The sequence below is a fragment of the Paraburkholderia fynbosensis genome (assembly GCF_902859935.1).
Lineage (GTDB): Bacteria > Pseudomonadota > Gammaproteobacteria > Burkholderiales > Burkholderiaceae > Paraburkholderia > Paraburkholderia fynbosensis.
The window spans coordinates 229248-251662 of sequence record NZ_CADIKI010000005.1; the positions used below are offsets into that span (position 1 = coordinate 229248).

Annotated in this window: 15 protein-coding genes; 9 read left to right on the forward strand and 6 right to left on the reverse strand. The window is 63.0% G+C overall.

What is annotated here, in order from left to right; genetic code table 11:
• Positions 1–2: 2 nt before the first annotated feature.
• From HV770_RS10680 to HV770_RS10700, 5 genes are all read right to left on the reverse strand, one after another.
• On the reverse strand, positions 3–1808 hold the full coding sequence (locus HV770_RS10680) for an ABC transporter permease subunit (RefSeq protein ID WP_425497391.1): 1806 nt from the start codon (positions 1806–1808) through the stop codon (positions 3–5).
• A gap of 4 nt (positions 1809–1812) precedes the next feature.
• Complete coding sequence (locus tag HV770_RS10685; RefSeq protein ID WP_175159351.1) at positions 1813–2913, reverse strand: ABC transporter ATP-binding protein; 1101 nt, start codon at positions 2911–2913, stop codon at positions 1813–1815.
• Between the two features lie 33 nt (positions 2914–2946).
• The gene (locus HV770_RS10690; protein WP_175159352.1) at positions 2947–4053 is read right to left on the reverse strand and encodes an ABC transporter substrate-binding protein; all 1107 of its coding nucleotides are present in this window, start codon (positions 4051–4053) and stop codon (positions 2947–2949) included.
• A 49-nt stretch (positions 4054–4102) separates the two neighbouring features.
• Positions 4103–5554, reverse strand: coding sequence for an FAD-binding oxidoreductase (locus tag HV770_RS10695; RefSeq protein ID WP_175159596.1), 1452 nt, complete (start codon positions 5552–5554; stop codon positions 4103–4105).
• 193 nt (positions 5555–5747) lie between these two features.
• Positions 5748–6038: a hypothetical protein gene (locus tag HV770_RS10700; protein ID WP_246290823.1), complete on the reverse strand. Its 291-nt coding sequence runs from the start codon at positions 6036–6038 to the stop codon at positions 5748–5750.
• Between the two features lie 292 nt (positions 6039–6330).
• On the opposite strand from HV770_RS10700, the gene HV770_RS10705 reads away from it, so the two are divergent.
• The 5 genes from HV770_RS10705 to HV770_RS10725 all read left to right on the forward strand — a co-directional run bounded on the left by HV770_RS10705 (position 6331) and on the right by HV770_RS10725 (position 14087).
• Positions 6331–7269 (forward strand): LysR family transcriptional regulator, encoded by a 939-nt coding sequence (locus HV770_RS10705; protein ID WP_175159353.1) that lies wholly within the window; start codon positions 6331–6333, stop codon positions 7267–7269.
• 181 nt (positions 7270–7450) lie between these two features.
• Entirely contained in the window at positions 7451–8542 is a 1092-nt protein-coding gene (locus HV770_RS10710) for an ABC transporter substrate-binding protein (protein WP_175159354.1), read from the forward strand.
• A gap of 36 nt (positions 8543–8578) precedes the next feature.
• Positions 8579–9817, forward strand: a complete 1239-nt coding sequence (locus HV770_RS10715) for an alpha-hydroxy acid oxidase (RefSeq protein WP_175159355.1) — start codon at positions 8579–8581, stop codon at positions 9815–9817.
• On the forward strand, positions 9814–11226 hold the full coding sequence (locus tag HV770_RS10720; RefSeq protein WP_175159356.1) for an FAD-binding oxidoreductase: 1413 nt from the start codon (positions 9814–9816) through the stop codon (positions 11224–11226). Before HV770_RS10715 ends, HV770_RS10720 begins: the two co-directional genes overlap by 4 nt.
• Positions 11227–12326: 1100 nt before the next feature.
• Complete coding sequence (locus HV770_RS10725; RefSeq protein ID WP_246290826.1) at positions 12327–14087, forward strand: tannase/feruloyl esterase family alpha/beta hydrolase; 1761 nt, start codon at positions 12327–12329, stop codon at positions 14085–14087.
• A gap of 357 nt (positions 14088–14444) precedes the next feature.
• Here HV770_RS10725 and HV770_RS10730 read toward each other — a convergent pair whose 3' ends face one another.
• A complete protein-coding gene (locus tag HV770_RS10730) occupies positions 14445–16655 on the reverse strand; it encodes a TonB-dependent siderophore receptor (RefSeq protein WP_246290828.1) in 2211 nt (736 codons plus the stop codon).
• Positions 16656–17232: 577 nt separating this feature from the next.
• On the opposite strand from HV770_RS10730, the gene HV770_RS10735 reads away from it, so the two are divergent.
• The 4 genes from HV770_RS10735 to HV770_RS10750 are packed head-to-tail and all read left to right on the forward strand — an operon-like array spanning position 17233 to position 22415.
• Positions 17233–18627, forward strand: coding sequence for a lysine N(6)-hydroxylase/L-ornithine N(5)-oxygenase family protein (locus HV770_RS10735; RefSeq protein WP_175159357.1), 1395 nt, complete (start codon positions 17233–17235; stop codon positions 18625–18627).
• Entirely contained in the window at positions 18624–19877 is a 1254-nt protein-coding gene (locus tag HV770_RS10740; RefSeq protein WP_175159358.1) for an MFS transporter, read from the forward strand. The genes HV770_RS10735 and HV770_RS10740 overlap by 4 nt, the downstream gene beginning before the upstream one ends.
• A complete protein-coding gene (locus tag HV770_RS10745; RefSeq protein ID WP_175159359.1) occupies positions 19867–20532 on the forward strand; it encodes a GNAT family N-acetyltransferase in 666 nt (221 codons plus the stop codon). Before HV770_RS10740 ends, HV770_RS10745 begins: the two co-directional genes overlap by 11 nt.
• Positions 20529–22415: an IucA/IucC family protein gene (locus HV770_RS10750; protein ID WP_425497392.1), complete on the forward strand. Its 1887-nt coding sequence runs from the start codon at positions 20529–20531 to the stop codon at positions 22413–22415. The genes HV770_RS10745 and HV770_RS10750 overlap by 4 nt, the downstream gene beginning before the upstream one ends.

Here is a 22415-nt window from a genome sequence, read left to right on the forward strand (position 1 = left end):
GCTCAGGAGGCCGTTCCCCGGCGCCGCAGGCGATCGGCGACCGAGATCAGGATCGAAATGAAGACGAACAGGCAGGTGGATACCGCCGCGATAACCGGCGAAATCTGCATCGTGGTTTCGTCCCAGAACTGCTTGGGCAGCGTGGTGCTGAGACCGCCCGACGAGAACAGTGCAATCGTCAGTTCATCGAACGAAGTCGCGAACGCGAACAGGAACGAAGACAGCATCCCAGCGCTGAGAATCGGGAACGTGACGCGCCGCAGGGTCGTGAACGGCCCGGCGCCCATGCTTTGCGCGGCCAGATCCAGACGCGTGTCGTAATTGCGCAGCACCGCCATCATGGTGATCACCACATACGGCACGGCCACCACGGTATGCGCCAGCACCAGCCCGAGCGACGAGCCCACCAGTCCGATCTTCGCGAAGAAGTAGAAGACGCCCACCGCGAGAATCATGCGCGGGACCACGATCGGCGCGAGCACGAACGCGAGCATCGTCGCGTTCCAGCGCAATCCGCCGCGCACCAGAAGAAACGCGACCGGCGTGCCGACAGCCATCGACAGCACGCCCGTGCCGACGGCAACGACGAGCGAGCGCGTCGCGGCCTGCATCCACAGCGGCGAGTCGATCACCTGCTGATACCACTGCAGCGATACACCATGCGGCGGCCATGCGAGGCCCGAAGCGGAATCGAACGACAGCGGAATCATCAGGAACGCCGGCGCACTCAGGAACACGATGATCAGCAGCACGACGGTGCGCAAGGTGCGGCTCGCGCCGTCGCCCGCACGCTTGCGGCGTTTCGGCAGCAGGCCGATGAGCGCATCGCTGGCGTTGCCGAGCACCGTGAGCAGCGCGTCGCCGAGCTTGCGGCTCAGCCCGCCGCCGCGTTTCGGAGCGCGCCCCGCGCTGCTGCCGCCCGTCATCGTCGAGAGGCCGACCATGCGGTCGTACACGACGAAGACCACCAGCACCACCGCCAGCAGCAGCACCGAGATCGCGCCCGCAAAACCCCAGTTCAGCGCCTGCAGCACCTGATCGATGATGAGCTGCGTGATCATCGTTTCGTGGCGGCCGCCGAGCAGCGTCGGCGTGATGAAGAAGCCGATCGCGGTCACGAACACCATCAGCGCCGAAGCGAATACGCCCGGCAGCGAGAGCGGGAAATACACCTTCCAGAATGCGGTGCCCGGTCGCGCGCCGAGTGTCGACGCGGCGCTCGGCAGGCGGCGATCGATGTTCTCCATCACCGAGAGCATCGTCATGATCGCGATCGGCATGAGCGCGTGCGTCATGCCTACGATCACCGCCGGCAGGTTGTAGAGCAGCCCGAGCGGCGAGTCGGCGAGGCCCAGATGGCTGAGCGCCCAATTGATCACGCCGTTGCGGCCGAGCAGCACGACCCAGGCGAAGGTGCGCACCAGAAAGCTGGTCCAGAACGACAGCAATACCCAATACAGCAGCCGGTTCTTGCGCTCGCGTGTGAGCGTGGAAATCAGGTACGCAACCGGATAGCCGATCAGCACGGAGAAGAATGTCGTGAGCAGCGACACCTTGAGCGTCACCCACAACACATCCAGATAGACCGACGAAGCGAACAGTCGCTTGTATTCGGCGAGCGTGAAGCCGCTCTGATTGTGAATGCTCAGCAGGAGCAGTTGCCCAACCGGATAGATCAGGAACACCGCGAGCAGCACGACGACCGGCGCGGCCATCGCGGCGACGCGCAGCCTCTCGCGCGAGCGCCGGCTGCGCGCGGGTCGTGCCGGCCTGGCCTCGGTCTGCGCGGCAAGGGCGGAATGGTTCATGTGCTCACCCCGCAATCGCAACGGCGTCGGCGGGCGACCACGACAGCGTGAGCGTCTGACCGATCTCGTACTGCGCGCCGAGGCGCTGGGTCGGGAACGAGGCGATCAGCGCCGACGCATCCGCATCATGCTGCCGACGCTGCATGTAGAGCCGGGTCATGCCGCCGGTAACCATGATGTCGGTCAGCTCCGCCGACATCGATTCGACCCCCGCGCCCGAACCGTCATGGGCATTCACGCGCAGATTCTGCGGGCGCAGCATGAGTTTGATGTCCTTGCCCGACTGCACCTGTGGGTCGTAGACCATTGCCGCGCCCTTGTCCATGCCTTGCATCGCGACGCGCACCTGGTCGCCCTGGCGCTGCGTGACGCGCGCATCGAGCAGATTCGATTCGCCGAGGAAGTCCGCGACGAATACGCTTTTCGGCCGGAAATACAGCTCCGCTGGCGTGCCGAGCTGTGCAATCGAACCCGCGTTCATCAGGCAGATACGATCCGACATGGTCATCGCCTCTTCCTGATCGTGCGTCACGTAGATGATCGTCGTGCCCAGCTCGCGGTGAATGCGCTTGATCTCCAGCTGCATGTGGTCGCGCAGCTTCTTGTCGAGCGCGCCCAGCGGTTCGTCCATCAGAATGATCGACGGCCGATAGACCATGCAGCGCGCGAGCGCGATGCGCTGCTGCTGCCCACCCGAGAGCTCGCGCGCATAGCGGCTCGCCACATGCGGCAGGTGCACCATCTCCAATGCTTCGGCCACGCGTTTCTTCACGCTCGCCGCATCGACCTTGCGCATCTGCAGCGGGAACGCGATATTGTCGGCCACCGTCATGTGCGGAAACAGCGCGTAGTTCTGGAACACCATGCCGATGTCGCGGTCATACGGCGCGCCGTCGGTGACGTCGACCCCATTGATGCGGATCGAACCGCTGTCGGCCTGCGCCAGCCCTGCGATCAGACTGAGCAGCGTAGTCTTGCCCGAGCCGCTCGGCCCGAGCAGCGTGAGGAACTCGCCTTGCTTGACGTCGAGGTCGGTCGGAGCCAGTGCGACGAAATCGCCATAGCGCTTGCCGAGGCCGGAGATCTGGAGATTGATGCTAGCCATACGGATCACTTCCTTGATGAACGATGCCGACCGTTAGGTGAGAATCCAGCGGTTGAAACGCTCGAGCGCCGTGCTTTGATTCTCCTGCCAGTACTTCGCGTTGATCTGCACGCCGGTCTTCATGTTATCGGGGAACGTCGGGCAGTTTCTGGCCTGTTCAGGCTTCACGTAGTTGAAGGCTTCCGGCTGCGTGAGGCCGGCCGGGAAATATTCGACCAGCGCGGCCTGACGCTTGGGGTCGCTGGCGAACTTGATGAACTCGCGGCAGGCGGCGGCGTTCGGCGTGCCCTTGAGAATCGACCAGTTGTCGCAACCCCAGATGTTCTGATTCCAGACGATGCCCACCGGCGCGCCCGATGCCATCGCCGACTGCGCGCGCGAGGCCCAGGTCGCGACCATCGCGACTTCGCCCGAGTTCAGCATCTGCTCGACCTGCGCGCCGGTGTTCCACCATACGTCCACCTGCTTCGAGATCTTGTCGAGGCTCGCGAACGCGCGGTCGAAGTTGATCGGGTACACCTGAGCGGTCGTGGCGCCGTCGGCCATCATCGATTCTTCGAGCGTATCGAACGGATATTTGCGCAACGCCCGGCGGCCGGGGAAGTCCTTCACGTTCCATAGGTCTGCCCACGAGCTGGGCGCTTTACGGCCCTTGAAGGCATCGGTGCGATAGGCGAGCACCGTCGAATAGACGTTGGTGCCTACTCCGTACGGCGACATGTACTGCTTCGGAATCCTTGCGATGGTCGGATCGGATTCGAGATTATGCTTTTCCAGATACTCCTTGCCGCCCGCGGTGAGCAGCAGGATGGCGGGCTGGCTGATCTTCGCCATGTCCCACGAATAGGTCCCCGACTCAACCATGCTCTTGATCTGCGCGGTCGGCTCGGCGTTGGCCTGCACGCCCACCACTTCGATGCCGGTCTGCTCGAAGAACGGCTTGTAGTACACGGCGCCATAGGCCTTCGTGTAGATGCCGCCGTCATCACGCACGACGATGCGCTTGCTGGCCGCGCGCGAAGGCGTCCAGATGAACGGAAAGGCCGTCGCCGCGACGCCCGCGCCGACGGCTTTGATCGCGGATCGGCGAGCGGGGTTGAGGATCGTCTTCTCGCTGTCGTTCTTGTACTTTGGCTTCATGGTCATCTCCTGCGTTAAGCGAATAGCCGCGGTAGGCTGGCGAAGCGGCTCAATGGAGCGGATCGGGGATGAGACGCCCCGGGTTCATGAGGTTGCGCGGATCGAGCGCCGCTTTCACGGCGCGCATGATCGACAGTTCGGCGCCGGACTTGTAGTGAGCCATCTCCGGCAAGCCGGTCTGGCCGATGCCGTGCTCCGCGCTGAACGTGCCGCCGAGCGCATGCGCGGCATCGTTCACGCCGCGGCGCATCGCGGCGCCCGTCGCAGTTGCATCCGCAAGCGCGCGCCAGACATCGAACGGGTACATCGGGATGAAATGAATATTGCCGTCACCCATATGGCCGACGATGACGACGTCGATTTGCGGGTCGAGCGCGCGCACTGCCTGCGTGGCCTGTTCGATGAACGCGGGCACTGCGGACACCGGCACTGCGCAATCCGTCGTCAGGCCGACGCCCGCCTTCTTGTTGGCTTCGGTCACGCTGTGACGGATGTCCCACAACGCGGCGCGCTGCCGGTCGCTGCTCGCGACGATCGCGTCCTCCACGAGCCCGGCTTCCACCGCCTGTTCCAGGGTGGTCTGCAGGGCCGCTTCCATGTCGGCCGCGCCTTGCGTGTCCGCGAGTTCCACAAGGACGTGCCAGTCGTGCGCGCCTTCGAGCGGCTGACGGCGATCGGTCACATGTTCGACCACCAGTTGCAATTGCCGCGCGTTCATCAATTCGAATGCCGTCAGGCGAGCGCCGCAATTCGCCTGAAACAGCCCGAGAACTTGCCGCGCGGCTTGTGGATCGGTCGGCGCAAACCAGGCCAGCGCGTGATGAGTCGGTAACGGATGCAGCTTGAGCGTTGCAGCAGTGACAATGCCGAGCGTGCCTTCCGCGCCAATGAACAGTTGCTTGAGATCGATGCCGGTGTTGTCCTTGCGCAGCGCACGCAGGCCGTTCCAGATGGTGCCGTCGGCCATTACCACTTCGAGGCCCAGCACGTTCTCACGTGTGTTGCCGTAGCGCAGCACGCTAGTGCCTCCCGCATTCGTCGAGAGCGTGCCGCCGATCTGACACGACCCTTCGGCGCCCAGGCTGACGGGATAGAGCCGCCCCACTTCCGCCGCCGCGTTTTGCACGGTTTCCAGCACACAGCCCGCTTCCACCTCCATCGACCCATTGGCCGCATCGATGCGGCGGATGCGGCGCATGCGCGCAAGACTGATGATGACCGGCGGCGTCCCATCGGCAGCGGGAACCGCGCCGCCGCACAGGCTGGTGTTGCCGCCTTGCGCGAGCATCGGCACGCCCTGGGCGGCACACGCGCGCACCACCGCCGCCACCTGTTCCGTCGACGACGGATGCACGACACACAGCGCCGCGCCGCGATAACGACCGCGAAAATCTTCGACGAAGCCTTCCATCTCCGCAGCGGTGACAATGACCGCGTCATCGCCTAGCAGAGTTCGAAAACGACCAATCAATCCGGTTTCAGCTGTCAAGGCAGACCCCATGAGTCGGGGCATGCATCCCCGTTCGAACAAAGCATACGAGCGTCAAAATTGTAATTAAATCACAACGATCGCATTGCAATTAGTGCGTTTTTACTCCGCCAACTTGTTTTGCATAATCAGCAACTTGGATGGTCCATGATTTTGCCGGCACGGCGCTCAGTTGGCTGATTCATGCGGCCGCGCGAAGCCTGTTTCAGGGTGACACGCACGCCGCACGGTCTTCGCGGCCCGGCTTTTGAACACGAGCCTTCGCACTTCTTATCGCTTGATCGAACGATGATTCGGTCGCGACATGCCGGTTGTCGACACTGACGAACCACCGGTCCTGCGCCTGACACCAACGCAAACGCCGGTCCTGCACGAGGAGCGTGAACCAGCGCCACAGATCGGCGTCCTGAGCATTCGCCTCGGCAGCTCCGAATGCCCTGTCCGTCTTCTGCTTGAGTGACGACACGGAGGCCACCGTCAGGAAGCTCTTCTTCATTACGTGGTCCTACTTGTCTGCCGCGTGGTGATTGCGGATGCACGGAGGGCCGCACAGTCGTTCTAACGCCTCTTCTTCGCGCATGGTATCTGGTCGGTCAATGGGCCGAACGGAATGCACGCAACTATCTGTAAACGCAGGCGCAACGTCAAACCAAGAATATTCACGAGGTGTTGATATTTCGTCACACTGCCACCGCTGCGAGCGCGTCAGCGTGAGCCACACTATTTTGAATCGTTGTATTGCGCGTGAAGCGCGATTAAATTGCCACGTAATGAATTTCAGAATCACCATGCGCAAATTCAAGATCCCCAACATGGGTGCGCTGCTGGCTTTTGAAGCGGCCGCGCGGCATGAGAGCTTCACTCACGCGGCGAAAGAGTTGTTCCTCACGGAGAGCGCGATCTCACGCCAGATCGCGACGCTCGAATCGAATCTCGGTGTGCGGCTGTTCGTTCGCGCCAGACAGCGCGTGGTGTTGACGCGCGCCGGCCGCATCTACGGCACGCAGGTGCGGCGCTCGCTCGAACAGCTCGACCGCGATACGTTGTCCATCATTGCGCACGGCAGCGGCGGCGGCTATCTGGAACTCGCGGTGCTGCCCACCTTCGCGTCGCAGTGGCTGATTCCGCGCATCAAGGATTTCTACGACCGCACGCCCCACGTGCGCGTCAACATGGGCGTGCGCACGGAGACGTTTTCGTTTACGGACTCGCACTTCGAAGCGGCTATCCACTACGGCAAGCCGACGTGGCCCGGCACGGCGGCGGACTATCTGTTCGGCGAGGAAGTGGTGCCGGTGTGCAAGGCTTCGCTGCTCGATCAGCCGATCAGGAAAGCCCACGAACTGCTCGCCTATCCGCTCCTGCATTCCACCACGCGCCCCGACGGCTGGACCCAATGGTTCGCGGATCTCGGTGTCGAAGACGCCAGCACGATGCATGGCGTGCGTTACGAACTGCACACCATGGCAATCAACGCGGCCGCGGCGGGGCTGGGCATCGCGCTGGTGCCGAAGTTCTTCGTGAACGGACAGCTTGGGCAACTCGGACTCATCGTGCCGTTCGAAGCCACCACCAAGGTCGATTCCGCGTACTACCTCGTCTATCCCACCGAGCTGAGCCACAGCAAGCCGCTCGAACAGTTCCGCCTGTGGCTGCTGCAACAGGCCAGCCAGTATGACGCGCAGTCGATCGGCGACACGTCGAGCCCTTTGTGCGGAGCATCATGAGTTTTCCGAATCACCTGGTGTTGTTATGTCGTTTGGCCCAACGCGCGCACGGCCCGAACATGGGACGAAGCCTTCAAGGTACGGCCCACGGACGTGCCTCGAAGGTGCATTCAGCCGCCCCTCTCGCAGCGCGCTGCCTTGCGGCACGCGCCGGTTCCACTTCTCGCAGAAAGAGTCTTCGATGGCAAACGAACGAAACAGGCTGTCCGCAGCTTCGCGCCGCGACTTCATCCGTCTTGGCGTAGCCGGCGCCGCCGGGCTGGCGATGCCGGCCATCTGGACATCGGCGAAAGCCGCTGCCCGGAGGCTCGTGGTCCGCGATTCCGGCGGCGTCTATACCGACATCTACACGCGCACGCTCTACAAGCCGTTCCAGCAGGCCACCGGCATCGAGGTCGTGGGCGTGGCTTCGGGCGCGGAGCCGACCGCGCAGATCAGGAGCATCGTCGATACCGGGGCGAAGACGTGGGACATGGCCGAACTGAGCTTCCCGGCGGTGTACCTGTTGTCGCGCAACGGCAAGACGTACCTGGAGCCGGTCAAGCTCGAAGGCAACACCGCGGTCTCGAAGATTCCCGCGCAGTTCGTCGACACCTACGCGGTCGGACACAACGTCTACACGACAGTGATGACCTACCGCACCGATGCGATCAAGGGCGGCAAGGCGCCGTCCTCGTGGGCCGATCTGTGGGACGTGAAGAACTTCCCCGGGCGGCGCGCGCTGCGCAAGTTTCCGTTCGACACCATCGAACAGGCACTGATGGCAGCCGGCACGCCGACAGGCAGCGTATATCCATGTGATCTCGACAAGGCGTTCGCGAGCCTCGATCGCGTGAAGCCGAACATCGACATCTGGTGGACGACCGGCGCCCAGTGCGAGCAGATCCTGCGCTCAGGCGAAGTGGCCATGGCCGCGAGCTGGCTCGCGCGCGTGCTGCCCGCCATCGACGCCGGCGCGCCGCTCGCCATTTCCTGGGGCGGCCACATTTATGGTCCGCAAGGCTTCGGCATCCTGAAGGGCGGCGACAACGTCGATGCATGCCGCCAGTTCGTCGCCTTCTGTGCCGACCCGAAACGTCAGGCGGAGGTCGCGAGCGCGCTCGCCGTCGGCCCGACGCATCCCGACGCGTTCCAGTTCATCGACGCGAAGCGTGCGAAGAACCTGCCGACCTACGCCGAAAACTTGCGCCGCGGCGTGCGCATCGACCCGGCTTACTGGCCCGCGCACCAGGACGTCGCCATTGAACGCTTCAACGAGTGGGTGTTACGTTGAGCGCCGTTGAACAGCCCGTCTTCAGCTGATCGCGCAATGAGTCTGCTCTATTCATCCACGCGAGGCTTCGCCAACGTCGCCGACTATCGGCAAGCCGCACGCCGGCGGCTGGCCAAGATCGCCTTCGACTATCTCGACGGCGGCGCCGAGGACGGTCACACGCTGGCGCGCAACCGCACCGCTTTCGCCGACGTGCATTTCGCGCCGCGCGCGATGGTGGACGTCTCGCATGTCTCGCCCGCCGCGCAGCTTTTCGGTTATGCGGCAGCCGCGCCGATGACCGTCGGGCCGACCGGACTGAACGGACTCTTCTGGCCGAAAGCCGACGAGTTGCTCGCGCGCGCCGCGATGGCCCGCGGCGTGCCGCTCGCGCTGTCGAGCGCCTCGACTTCGCTGCTCGAAGACGTGCGCGAGGCAGCGCCGCACGCCGAACTGTGGATGCAGCTCTACGTGCAGAAGGACCGCCGCATCGCCGAGAGCATCATGCGGCGCGCGTCCGAGGCGGGCTACACGGCACTGCTCGTCACGGTCGATACGCCCGTGCACGGCAAGCGCGATCACGACATCCACAACAACTACCGCCTGCCGCTGCCGATCACGCCTCGGCTGATCCTGGACCTGCTGCGTCATCCGCACTGGGCCTTGCAGATGGCACGCCAGGGCACACCGCAGCTCGTCAACCTCGCGAAGAGCCTCGGCGAAGCGCCGGACCTGCAACGTCAGGCGGCGGCGCTCGCGCGTCAGATGGATCTTGCGCTCGCCTGGTCCGACATGGCGTGGCTGCGCAAGCACTGGAAGGGACCGCTCATCGTCAAAGGCATCATGTCCGTCGAGGACGCGTGCCTTGCGCGCCAACATGGCGCCGACGGCATCGTGCTCTCCAACCACGGGGGCCGTCAGCTCGAAGGCGCGCACGCACCGATCGAAGTGCTGCCGGCGGTGGCCGACGCGCTCGGCGATTCGCTGCACATCCTGCTCGATTCCGGCGTGCGACGCGGCGCCGACATCGTCAAGGCCGTCGCGCTCGGCGCGCGCGGCGTGCTGCTCGGCCGCGCGCCGCTCTATGGCCTCGCCGCCCGCGGCGAGGCCGGCGTCAATCACGTCCTTACGCTGCTGTACGAGGAGATGGTCACCACGATGACCCTGCTCGGTTGCACAGACATCGATACCTTGCACGAGCGCATTGCCGATGCGCAGCCCGGCACGTCGCGGGTAGCGTCGGCGCCCGCCGTCCAACCGAACGTCACCGTTGCTCCCAGAGCCGTCCAATCATGAATCTGGTCGAATCACTGCGCGACATCGTGGGGCCGGCCGGCCTCGTCGACCCAGCCGATGCAGAGCCGCTGCTGAGCGACTGGCGCGGCCGCTACCACGGCAAGGCCCGCGCGATCGTCAGACCGTCGAGCACGGAACAGGTCGCACAGGTCATGGCGCTGTGCGCCCGACACGACATCTGCGTGGTGCCGCAAGGCGGCAATACGGGTCTCGTGGGCGGCGCGACGCCGTCCGAAGCCGGCGATGCCGTGATCATCAGCCTCGCGCGCATGGCGAAGGTCCGCGACATCGACATCGGCAACGACACCGTCACCGTGGAAGCCGGTTGCACGCTGCAGCAGATTCAGGAGCTGGCGGCGTCCGTCGACCGTCTGTTTCCGCTGTCGCTCGCGAGCGAGGGCTCGTGCCAGATCGGCGGCAATATCTCCACCAACGCGGGCGGCACCGCGGTACTGCGCTACGGCAACATGCGCGCGCTCGTGCTCGGGCTCGAAGCCGTACTGCCCGACGGGCGCATCTGGAACGGGCTGCGCGGATTGCGCAAGGACAACACCGGCTATGACATGAAGCAGCTGTTCATCGGCGCGGAAGGCACACTCGGCGTCGTCACCGCGGCGGTGCTGAAGCTCTTTCCTGCGCTGCGCGCGCACGCGACGGCCTGGGTCGCGCTCGAATCCGCCGATGCCGCGATCGACCTGCTTGCGCGCTGTCGCGCCGCCTGCGGCGATGCGTTGACCTCGTTCGAGCTGATGTCGCGCAGCCAGCTCGAGGTGGTCTATCAGGAAGTGCCCGACACGCGCGACCCACTCGACGGCGCTTCGCCCTGGGTCGTGCTGATCGAACTCGCCGACCCGTCGCACGAGGCGCCGCTGCAAGCGATGCTCGAGAACGTGATCGGCACCGCGCTCGAAGACGGCATCGCGCTCGATGCCGCGCTGCCCGCGAGCGAAGCCCAGTCGGCCGCGCTGTGGCATATTCGGCATGTCGTGTCCGAAGCTAATGTGCGCTTCGGCACCAGTGTGACGCACGACATCTCCGTGCCCATTTCGCAGATCCCGCAGTGCCTCGCGCAGACCGAAGCGAAGCTGCTCAACGCGGGCCTCGTCGAAGGCGCGCGCTTTCTGTACGTCGGCCACGTGGGCGACGGCAACATTCATTCGATCGTGCTGTTTGCGCATGCGGTGTGGGCGCAGGTCACCGATCGCGATGCGCGTGTGGATGCCATCGGCACGATCGTCAATGGCATGGCCGTGCAGTACGGCGGCAGCATTAGCGCGGAGCACGGCATTGGCCGGGCGCATCGCGAAGAACTGTCGCAGTACAAAAGCGACGTCGAGCTGGACATGATGCGGGCGGTCAAGCGCGCGCTCGATCCGAAAGGCCGGATGAATCCTGGCAAGCTGCTCTGAGCGGCAGCGCGTCGTATTCTCGCGCGACGCTGCGACTACTGCGAAAAACAGCGGGTCAGTTCATTTCACTTCTGGTTGAGCCGCTTTCTACTGCACTCGCTTCCTCGCCCAGGCTGCCCCGTCCGCGCCGTAGTGAACCGGACGGCGCGGATGGTCACGTTGCTGCATTCCCGAAGGCGTGCAGGCGAGCCGGCAATCGGCCATTTTCCCTGGTGACGACCTTCGAGAGACGGCGATTACCCAGCTAGCTCGTTAGCTACCCAACGTCATCGAACCGGCTACTGCGGGTATCTGAGCGCGCGTTGTCGGTGACTTGTGTGAGTTCTTTCTATTGCTTTATATGCGCGACAATATAGCCCCAGCGCTCATTGTGCTGATGGATCGTTAGCACAGCGGTAACTTCATCCCCCTCTGCAAGCACTAATCGCTGTTTTGTCAGAACCGTATGCGGGCAATAGACGTGCAAGAGAGCGTGCCTTTCCCGACCTTGCTCATGTCTTGATCGTTGCAATCCGCGAACTTCCTCGGGCGCGAACGTGCAGCGAGTTTCGGCCGATCTCGGTTATGAATCGGTAACGGCGTTTATCACGATGTTCAAAAAGGCGCTTGGAGCGTCAACGCCAGATGTCTCAAACGTTAGACAAGGAGCGTCTAACTTCGAACGCTGAAAAATATAAAACTCTGTGTAGACATCAAGCATGCATTTGAGCGCGATTCGACGTCTGCGGCGCGCGTTAGCGACTATGATGTATCGAACCATCTCCTTCTCGAGCATTACGACTAGCGCGCCGGTGAGCCGCTGCCGTTGCGCCTGCAATAGCGGAGCGCAGTGGCTTTGGTCATACGGCAATGCGAGCGCGAATGCGACGACCTTCGAGCATTGCGTAGACAGGCCATCGAAAGTCTTCTAATGAGTTGGCAGCAGGTTCAGGTATGCGGTGTCGGGCGGGTATCGCGCGCAACACGCTGTTGATCGTCGCGCATGCGGTGGCCGCGCGGTTGACCCGGGCGAGATAAGGGTCACGTGTGTGTTGCGGCATACAGGCCGTTGCCGCAATGTCCGGCGCCGTCTCCAGGCCTAATTGGACGGAGACAAAGCGATGAACTCGAGCAGCGGGCTGTGGCGCGCGTGTGGACGCGTGCTGTCGTGGCTGGGTGTGTTCCCTGTGCTGGTACTGTGCGCCATGTGGAGCGGCGGCGCGCATGCGGAGTCGGTGGCCGGTTCATGTGGCGACGCGGCATGCGGACGGCACAAGCCGCCTCCGTCGACAACAAGCTGCCAGCACCTGAACGGGTTGACCATCCAGGCCCCCGAGATCGGCCTGCCGACAAACGGCGCAGTCGTCACATCGACCGCACAGGTGACAGCGAGCGGCAGCGGGCCGACGGCGACCCCGTCGTACTGTCTCGTGGCCGGCGCAATTCATCCGATCGATCGGTCCGCCCCAGACATCCTGTTCAACATCGCGTTGCCTAACCAGTGGAACGGCAAGATCCTGATGCTCGGCGGCGGCGGTTTCAACGGCTCGATTCCTGCCGTGACCGACAACGTGCCAAGCGCGCCGCCCGATCTGCCGGGACCGCTGTCGCGTGGCTACGCGGTGTTCGCGAGTGATTCCGGGCACGAGGGGACGGGTGGCTCGATAGACGGCGCGTTCTCCGTCAACGCCGAGGCGTACGACAACTTCATGGGTGAAGCGCTGAAGAAGACGCATGACGCGGCGCTCGTGATCATCGACAAGCGTTACGGCACGCATCCGTACAAGGCGTATTTCGCGGGTGGCTCGACTGGCGGGCGGGAGGCGCTGACCGTCGCGCAGCGCTGGCCGCAGGACTGGGATGGTGTGATCTCGTTTTATCCCGCGTACGACTTCACCACGCTGAGCCTGCAACAGTTACGCGTGACGAAAGGCTTCGCGGCGCCTGGCGCGTACCTCGACACGGCGCAGCGCGCGCTCCTTCTGAAAGCGGTGATGCAGGCGTGCGATGGGCTCGACGGCGCCGCCGACGGGCTGATCAGCAACGTGCAGGCGTGCAATGCGACGTTCAATCCCGCGACGGCTTACGTCGACGGCAAGCGACTGCGCTGCTCCGGCGGTGCGGCGCGCGGCGACACGTGTCTGTCGGACCGGCAGATCGCGGCGCTCAATACGATGAACACGCCCCTCGTGTTTGCGTATCCGCTCGAAAGCGGCGAAACGCAGTACCCCGGCTTTAACGTGTATGGCGCAGATCTCGGCATGGGCAGCGGTTCTCCGCTCGAGGAAACGGTCACGTTGCTCGCGCTCGGTACGACGCAGCCGTCGTATCCGCTGCAGATCACCACGATGTTCGACGGACAGATCAGCGACGAGTTCGTCCGCTACACCGTAATGGGCAACCCGAACGCCAACTCGCTGACGTTCAACCCGGCGCTTGCCGGTCGATGGTCAGGGCGGATCAGCACGCTGTCTGGACTCGACGCGACCGACGCAGACCTGACGTCCTTCATGCGACGCGGCGGCAAGGTGCTGATGGCACACGGCACCGTGGACCTGACCGTCAGCACGCGGGCATCCGAGAGCTACTATCAGCGCTTGGTGTTGACCATGGGCTCCGGCGCCGTCGGGTCGTTCGTGCGCTTCTACGAGATTCCGGGGCTGCAGCACGGGGTAGGCACCGAGTTCAACGCCTCGTGGGACTCGCTCACGACGCTTGAGAACTGGGTCGAGCACGGCAAGCAGCCGGTGCATCAGGTGGTCACCGATACCGCGGGCGTACCGGGACGCACGCGGCCACTGTGCCAGTATCCGGCTTGGCCTAGCTATAACGGCGCGGGCGACATGAACAGCGCAGCTTCATTTACCTGTGTGCAGGGGTAACACACGCAGGCCGCGCGAGGGGCTACCGCAGGTAGCTCCGCGCGGCGCTCGGGTATGCCTTCCTCTGCGCGCATCGATGTCGGCATCAGATATGGCGCGGGCATGTGGCCGGATCTCATGTCCAGCTCTTTGCTGCGTGACGAATTTTTCCCGGTCGGTAGTCCGTCCGTCGTGGAAGGTCCAATGCCCTGAAGCAGCCGTCCGATCTGAAGAATCACCCTTTGATTGATGCCACGTCGACGAGCGGTTTCGGTGTGTTTCCCACATGGCGCTAGTGGCTGCTGCACGCGGGCTATCGTGGTTCGCGAGAAAAGCCTGCTGCCGATACTTAACCGGCAAGCAGGCTTCATCGTTCGATCAGAAATCGATCTTCGCATTCAGGCTGACCGTACGCGGATCGCCCGGCGCAATGTAGTTTTCGTACTGGAACATCCAGTAGCGGCGATTCGTGATGTTATCGATCGCCGCGCGCAGCGTCACGTCGTGGCCGCCGATGCGAGTCATATAGTTCGCACCGACGTTCACGAGCATATAACCGCCCGTCTGCAGATTGCCCGCCGGACGTACTTCCATATTGCCTGTGTACTTCGTATCTGCGCCCACCTGCAGACCCGGCACGAACGGAACATCGTAGGTCACGCGCGCTGCGGCAACGAACCGCGGCGCACCGGCGACGCGGTTGCCGTTATACGTCTGCCCCTTCGCGTACCACGTGTCGAGCAGCATGACGTCGCCCGCCACCTGCCAACTGCGACCCAGACGCACGCTGCCGCCCGCTTCCATACCCTGGTAGATCGACGTGCCGTCCTGCGTCAACACGTGCTGGTCGTTCTCGTACGTGGCGCCGCGCTCGATACGGAACAGCGCCGCATTCGCGCTCCAGCGCCCGTGCTCGCTCTTGATGCCGACTTCATACTGACGCGAGCGCAGCGGGTTCAGTAGCGCCCCCGCGTTCGCATAATTGCTGGCGACGCTCGTCCCTTGCTCCAGCGACTCCACGTAGCTCGCGTAGACCGTCGTGTTCGGCTCTAGCTTGTACATGAGCGCGAAGGTCGGCGTGACGACACCATTGTGACCATACGACGACGCCAGCGAGCCGTTCACGTTGTACGTCTGCTGATCGTAGTTCGTGACGCGCACGCCCGCGAGCACCGACCAGCGGCTCGTCAACTGGATCGTGTCGCTCGCAAACACCGATTTCTGCGTGATCTCGCTCGCGCGATACTTGTCGAGACCCGCGCCCGAGTAATAGCGCCACGGATTCGGCTGGAAGAGATTGCCGTTGCCGAGTTCGAAGGAGTACGAAACGGCGCTGTAGTCGTTGGTCTGATGCTGCCACGACGCGCCGAGCACCAGTTGATGCATGAACGGGCCGGTCTTCACCTTGCCTTCGAACATCCCCTGCCAGTAAATGTCCTGGTGGCCTTCGTCGCCGTTCCAGCGGTTGTCGGTGTAGTCGCCCGCCTGGTTGAGCAGCGTGAGCGTGCTCTCGTTACGGTCGCGTGTCGACTTGCTGTAGCTCAGCGACGTATTGAACGACCAGTCCGGCGTGATCTGGTAGCGCACGCCTCCCGTGTAGAGCTGAAGGTTCGTATTCAGATGCTGATCGGTGCCGCCCAGCAGATTGCTGCCGCCGCTGATCGTCGCGGGCAGATTCGCCGCCGTATAGCTACCCGTGTAGATCGCCGGCGTGCCTCCGCTCGAGCGGCTTTGCTGATAGATCGCATTGAAGTAGACGGCGAGGTCGCGCGTGAGCTGGCCGTCCAGCGCCAACGCCACCGAATTGCGGTTGATGTCGCCGGCGTTATAGGTCTTGCCCGCCTCGTGCGTGTAGTTGATGCGTGCGCCGAACATCCCGTCCGGACCGAAACGGCGGCTCAGGTCCACGTGCTGGCTCAGCACGCCGTCCATCCGGTAGCCGAGAGAGGCGCTCGTCACCGGTTCGGCCCCCGGCTTCTTCGTCACGTAATTGACGATGCCGCCTGGCTGCGCGAAACCATACATGAAGCCACCGAGGCCCTTGAGCAACTCGACCCGTTCCAGATTTTCATAAGGCATAGTGATGCCGTATGAAATGAAGGGATTGCCGTCGATACGAAAACCGTTCTGCCAGTCGATCGGCAGACCGCGGATCGTGATGTACGTCGCCCACGCGTTATACGCGTTGCTGCTGTCGGTCACCGAAGCATCGCCCGCGAACACGTCGCCGAGCTTGTTGGCCTGGCGATCGGCGAGTTCTTCACCGGTCACGACAGTGGTCGAGAACGGTGTCTCCAACTGCGAGCGCGAACCGAGCGCGCCAGCCGAAACAGGCGTATTCAGATGCAGCGGCGAGTCTGCCTGCACGGCCGCAGTCACTTTGACGGCGGGTAATGCCTGTTCGCCGCGGGCAGTCGCTGGCGCAGCCGCTGTCACGCCGGAGGCGGCAGCCGGCGCCGCGGCTTCGGCGCTGGCGTTGCTCTGAGCGAAGGCATGCTGAGATGCGGCGGCAAAAGTGAGCCATGCGGCGATCTGCAAAGGACGGTAAGGCATGAGCCCGGTACGGCGTTTGGTTTGTTGATTTTTCATGTCTGGCAGGACCGAGGCGTCTGCGCCTCTCGTTGTGAATGGGAATCATTCTCAAAGGCGCGATACTAGCAAAACGCACGTCCATTTAAAAGCCTTACGCTGCAATTCGATTGCCTTACGGCCCCTTGGAAGCGCTGCGTCGCGCGCCAGACGGCGTTCCCAGCTCTGTGTGGCCCCGCATATCTGCTTCGCACGAACCCCCACGTGCAGAAGGGTTATGAAGTTCGATGAAATCGGAGAACCGCATTTTTCGTGGTCCCGACAGGCGCCTGTTGCGCACAGCGCCACAACCCTGCGCCTCTTCGATCCACAGCGACTTTGCGCCCGCTACGACGCATGACCCGTTCATGCGCAGTGAGTCAATCAATTGATTCGGATTCCTTTAATTTGTCATGCGGCCTTGCCAGACGCCGAGGAAATTCCTATGATCCTCAAACGCGAATCACTCTCATTCACACATAAGTCGCATGCCACTTCGCGGGCGTTTCGCTGTGACAGTTGCGTGACTCTCGTGACTTCCATACATCGTTGATGGCATCCCAACATGGGCCTACCCGGTCAAAGAGGAAACTCGAACATGAGTACAACTAATATCTTCGATGAGCACGAGCCCCGTACTGCAGGTGCGGGCTCCGATGCCGGGACGAACCCGGCGGTTCTCGATTTCATCGCGATCGGTCTGGGCCCGTTCAACCTGAGCCTCGCGTGTCTCGCGGACCCAATCCGCGATCTGCATGGTCTCTTCCTCGAACGCAACGAAGACTTCGACTGGCATCCCGGCATGCTGATCGACGACACCACGCTGCAAAATCCCTTTCTTGCCGACCTCGTCAGCCTCGCCGATCCGAAGAGCAAGTTCAGCTTCCTTAACTACTGCAAGCAGGAGGGCAAGCTCTACGCGTATTACATCCGCGAGCGCTTCTACCTGAGCCGCGAGGAATACAACCGTTACTGCAAATGGGCGATCAGGCAGCTTTCCAGCATCGCTTTCGGCTCCAGTGTCGAGCATGTCGAATACGATCGCGAGCGTGCCCATTACGTCGTGAGCGGGCGTCATGTGCGAACCGGCCAGACCTTCGTGCATCGCGCGAAGCGGCTCGTGATTGGCGTGGGTTCGGTGCCGCAACTGCCGGCCTGTTGCGACGCGAAGCGCGAGCGCTGCATTCACAGCGCGCATTACGTGGCGCGCAAACACGAATTGCAGCAGAAGCGATCGATCGCGGTGATCGGCAGCGGCCAGAGCGCCGCCGAAATATTTCACGATCTTCTCAAGGAAAGCGATATGTACAACTATTCGCTCACATGGATCACGCGTTCGCCGCGCTTCTTCCAGATGGAGAACACCAAGCTCACGCTGGAAATGATCTCGCCCGACTACATCGACTATTTCTATAACCTGCCGGGCAATGTCCGCGAAAGCATCATCGCGAAGCAGGACAGTCTCTACAAAGGCGTGAATGCTTCGTTGATCAACCAGATCTATGATCTGCTCGATGACCGCCGCAGCCGCGGTCATCGCAACGCGCGGCTCATCACGAACTCGGAACTGACCGGCTGCCATCACGATCACGTCGACGACCGCTACCATCTGCGCTTCGTGCAGCGCGACGAGGGCGTGCAGTACACGCACATCACAGACGGCGCGATCTTCGCGACCGGTTACCGGCAGAACGTGCCGGACTTCATCGACGGCATTCGCGAGCGCATCCGCTGGGACGACAACGGTCGTTACCGCCTGTCACGAAACTATGCGATCGACGTGAACGAACGCGACATCTTCGTGCAGAACGCCGGACTTCTGAGCCACGGGCTGACCAATCCCGACCTCGGCATGAGTTGCTACCGCAATTCGTGCATCCTGCGCGAACTGACCGGCGTCGAGCACTACAAGATCGAGCGGCGCATCGCGTTGCAAGACTTCTCGGTGCCCGACACGGAGGCGTTCGTCAAAGCGCCGCTGGAGGCGCGATGAAGTTGCGCAACATGATCATCCTCATGACGACCTTCGCGGTCGTCAGCGACGCGATCCTGATTCCGTTCTATCCGCAGTTCTTCGCGGCGCGCTACGGCGTGACGAGTCCTGTGCACGCGGGCGCCTACGTGGCGTTCATTTCGATCGTCGTGATGCTGACGCTGCCCATCTGGGCACGCATCGCCAAACGGCTCGACGCCATGCATCTGCTCGTCTATACGCAATGCGCAGCCGGCGTCCTGTCGCTGGCGAGCTACTGGGCGTCGACGCTGCCGCTCTTCTGGGTGTTCTCGCTCGCGATGTTCATGTGCAAGAGCAGCTATCTGCTGATGTACCCGTACATGATGCGGCTCGAGCCGAAGGAGTCCCACGTGCATACGATCGGCCTGCTCTCGGTGGTCGTGCACTTCGGCGCGATCGCGGGCGCTGTGGCGGGCGGCTTCGTGATGCAGGTCTGGAGCGCGGGCACCTGCATCTTCGCGATGGCCGCCGGCGACTTCGCGCAGATGGCGATCTGCATGTGGCTGATCCGCTCGCACGCCATCACACGACGCTGCCGCTTCGCGGACGAAGCGACAGCGCAGGCTGCGATCGTGCGTCCGACGCTGCGCACTCGGCTGCCTATTTTGCGGCTCGCGTTGCTGATGCTTGCGTTCGACTTCTGCGTGTACCTGATCCGGCCGTTCATGTCGTCCTACTGGCAGAACACGAGTGGTTCGCCGAGCGAGCTGCTCTCCGGGCTCGTCTTCGCGATTCCCGGCATGGTTGCACTCGTCGCGTTGTATATCAACAAGCACACCGCGAGGCGAGGCCGGCGTCTGCCGGATCAGATGATCCCGAATCTGCTGCTTTGCACCGTGGGCATGCTGCTCCAAGGCGTCGAAGCGCCGCTGTGGATCATCGTCGGGCGCGTGCTGTTCGGCTGGGCGTTCTTCCAGATCGTCGTCAAGCTCGACGTGACGATGTTCGCACTCAGTACGCCCGCGTCGTATGCCACCGACTTCAGCGTGATCAACTTCTTCCAGAACCTCGGCGTGCTGCTCGCTTCGTTCGCCGCCGGCGCGATCGTCGATGAAATCAGCTTGCGCGCGCCGTTCCTCATCGCCTCGGCGGGCCTCTTGCTATGCGCGCTGATGAGCATCTGGCTGCTCGAACGACGGCCCGCTCGCGACACGGAGCATGCCGCGCTCGCCGATGCCGCGCTTTCCAATGACCTTGCCAACACAGGAGCCACCGGCCATGCGAACTGACATCGCCTCCGACGAAATCGCACTACGCGCGCCCGCGCCGTTATCTGGCGCACGACTCGCCGATAACCCGGCTAGCTCGCAACACGCAACGCTCTGCGCAACCGTGAATGGCTTTTACATCCGCCCGCTCGACGCCAAACGGGACGCACCCATGCTGCACCGCTGGTTCATCGAAGAGCGCGCCGCCTTCTGGAACATGCAGGACAAGAGCGTCGACGAGGTCGCCGCGTTCTATCATGCCATCGAAGACTCCGGCCACGCACGTGCATGGATCGGCAGCCAGCGTGGCGCGAGCGTCTTTCTCTTCGAGAGCTACGACCCGGCGCACGACGAAGCGGGCGAGCACTACGACGTGCGCGACGGCGATCTCGGCATGCATCTGTTCGTAGGACCCGCCGCGACGCCCGCGCCCGGACATACACGGCGCGTGTTTCAGACGCTGATGAGGTTCCTGTTCGAACAACTCGACGCCGAGCGCATCGTCGTCGAACCGGATGCGCGCAACACGCGTATCCACGCACTCAACCGCGCGATGGGTTTCGTCTATGCGAAGAACGTCGCGTTCCGTGAGAAAACCGCCTCGCTCGCGTTCTGCACGCGAGCCGACTTCTACGCCACCCTTCAAAAGACCACTGCAAAGGATATCAAGTCATGACCCAACCGACGACGCAACCTTCGATGCAACACGTGACGCTCGCCCCGCAACAGGCCGCCGCGCATCTCACACCCGACGTATGGCGCAACGCCAACCGCATGCTGGTTCGCAAGGCGCTCGCCGAATACGCGCACGAGTTGATCGTCGAGCCGACGCGTATCGGCGACGCGCCCGGCGAACACCATGCGCGCTACGAACTGAGGTCCGACGACGGCACGAGCATCTACAGCTTCGAAGCACGGCAACTCGCGCTGCGTCACTGGAGCATTCGTCCAGAGTCGATCGTGTGCACACGGGACGGTGTTCAGCAGCCGCTGGACGCGCTCGCCTTCATCCTCGACGTCAAGAGTCGTCTCGGCATCAAGGAAGAGATGCTGCCGATCTATCTCGACGAAATCAGCAGCACCCTGTATGGCGCCGCGTACAAGACCGTCAAGGTCGGCCCGGACACGCCCGAACTGTTGGGCGCCGACTTCCAGGCGATCGAAACCGCGATGAGTGAAGGTCACCCGGGCTTCGTCGCCAACAATGGCCGCCTCGGCTTCGACGCGGGCGACTATCGCGCGTTCGCGCCGGAAGCCGGTTCGCCGATTCAGGTCGTCTGGCTCGCGGTTTATCAGGACAACGCCGCCTTTCATTGCAGTGACGACCTCGACTACGCGCGTCTCATGGACGAGGAACTCGGCGCGCCGACCATCGCACGATTCAGGGAGATCGTGGAAGCCGGCGGCTGTAACTTCGACGACTACCGTCTGATGCCGGCCCATCCGTGGCAATGGTTCAACAAGCTGTCGATCGCGTTCGCGTCGTACGTCGCGACGAATCGCATCATCTGCCTGGGCTATGGCGACGACCGCTATCTCGCGCAGCAATCGATCCGGACGTTCTTTAACCTCTCGGACCGCTCGAAGCGCTACGTGAAGACCTCACTATCGATACTCAACATGGGGTTCATGCGTGGTCTTTCGCCATACTACATGTCGGGCACGCCGGCGATCAACGACTACATCAAGGACCTCGTCGCGAGCGATCCTTATTTGCAGCAGCAAGGCTTCACGATCCTGCGCGAAGTCGCGTCGCTCGGCTTTCGCAATCGCTATTACGAAACGGCCGTGCAGGCCGACAGTCCGTACAAGAAGATGTTTTCGGCGCTCTGGCGCGAGAATCCGCTGACACTCGTGGGCGAAGGCCAACGCCTGATGACGATGGCGGCGCTGCTGCACACCGACCGCCACGGCCGCGCGCTGCTGCCCGCGCTCATCGAAGCGTCCGGGCTCAGCGGGCAGGCGTGGCTCGAGCGCTACCTGAACGCGTATCTCGCACCGCTCGTGCATTGCTTCTATACCCACGACCTGGTGTTCATGCCGCACGGCGAGAACCTGATCCTCGTGATGGAGAACCACGTGCCGGTGCGCGCGATCATGAAGGACATCGCGGAAGAATCCGCGATCCTCAACAAGGACGCCAAGCTTCCCGAGAACGTGAGGCGGCTCGCAGTGGACGTGCCCGAACACGTGAAGCTGCTGGCGATCTTCATCGACGTGTTCGACGGCTTCTTCCGCTACGTCAACCAGATTCTCGTCGAGCACGGCTGCTGCAGCGAAGATGTGTTCTGGAACGCCGTGGCAGGCTGCGTCGCGCGCTATCAGTCAGAGCATCCACAGCTCGCGCAGAAGTTTGCCGACTACGACCTGTTCGCGCCGGAGTTCCTGCATTCGTGCCTCAATCGCCTGCAGCTCGGCAACAATTTGCAGATGGTCAATCTGTCGGACCCCGCTGGCAATCTGAAGATGGCGGGCAATCTCCAGAACCCGCTTGCGGGACGGCGCGCCGCATCGCAGGAAGCCGAAACGGCCGCGCTCGCCGAAGCGGTCGAAGCGTAA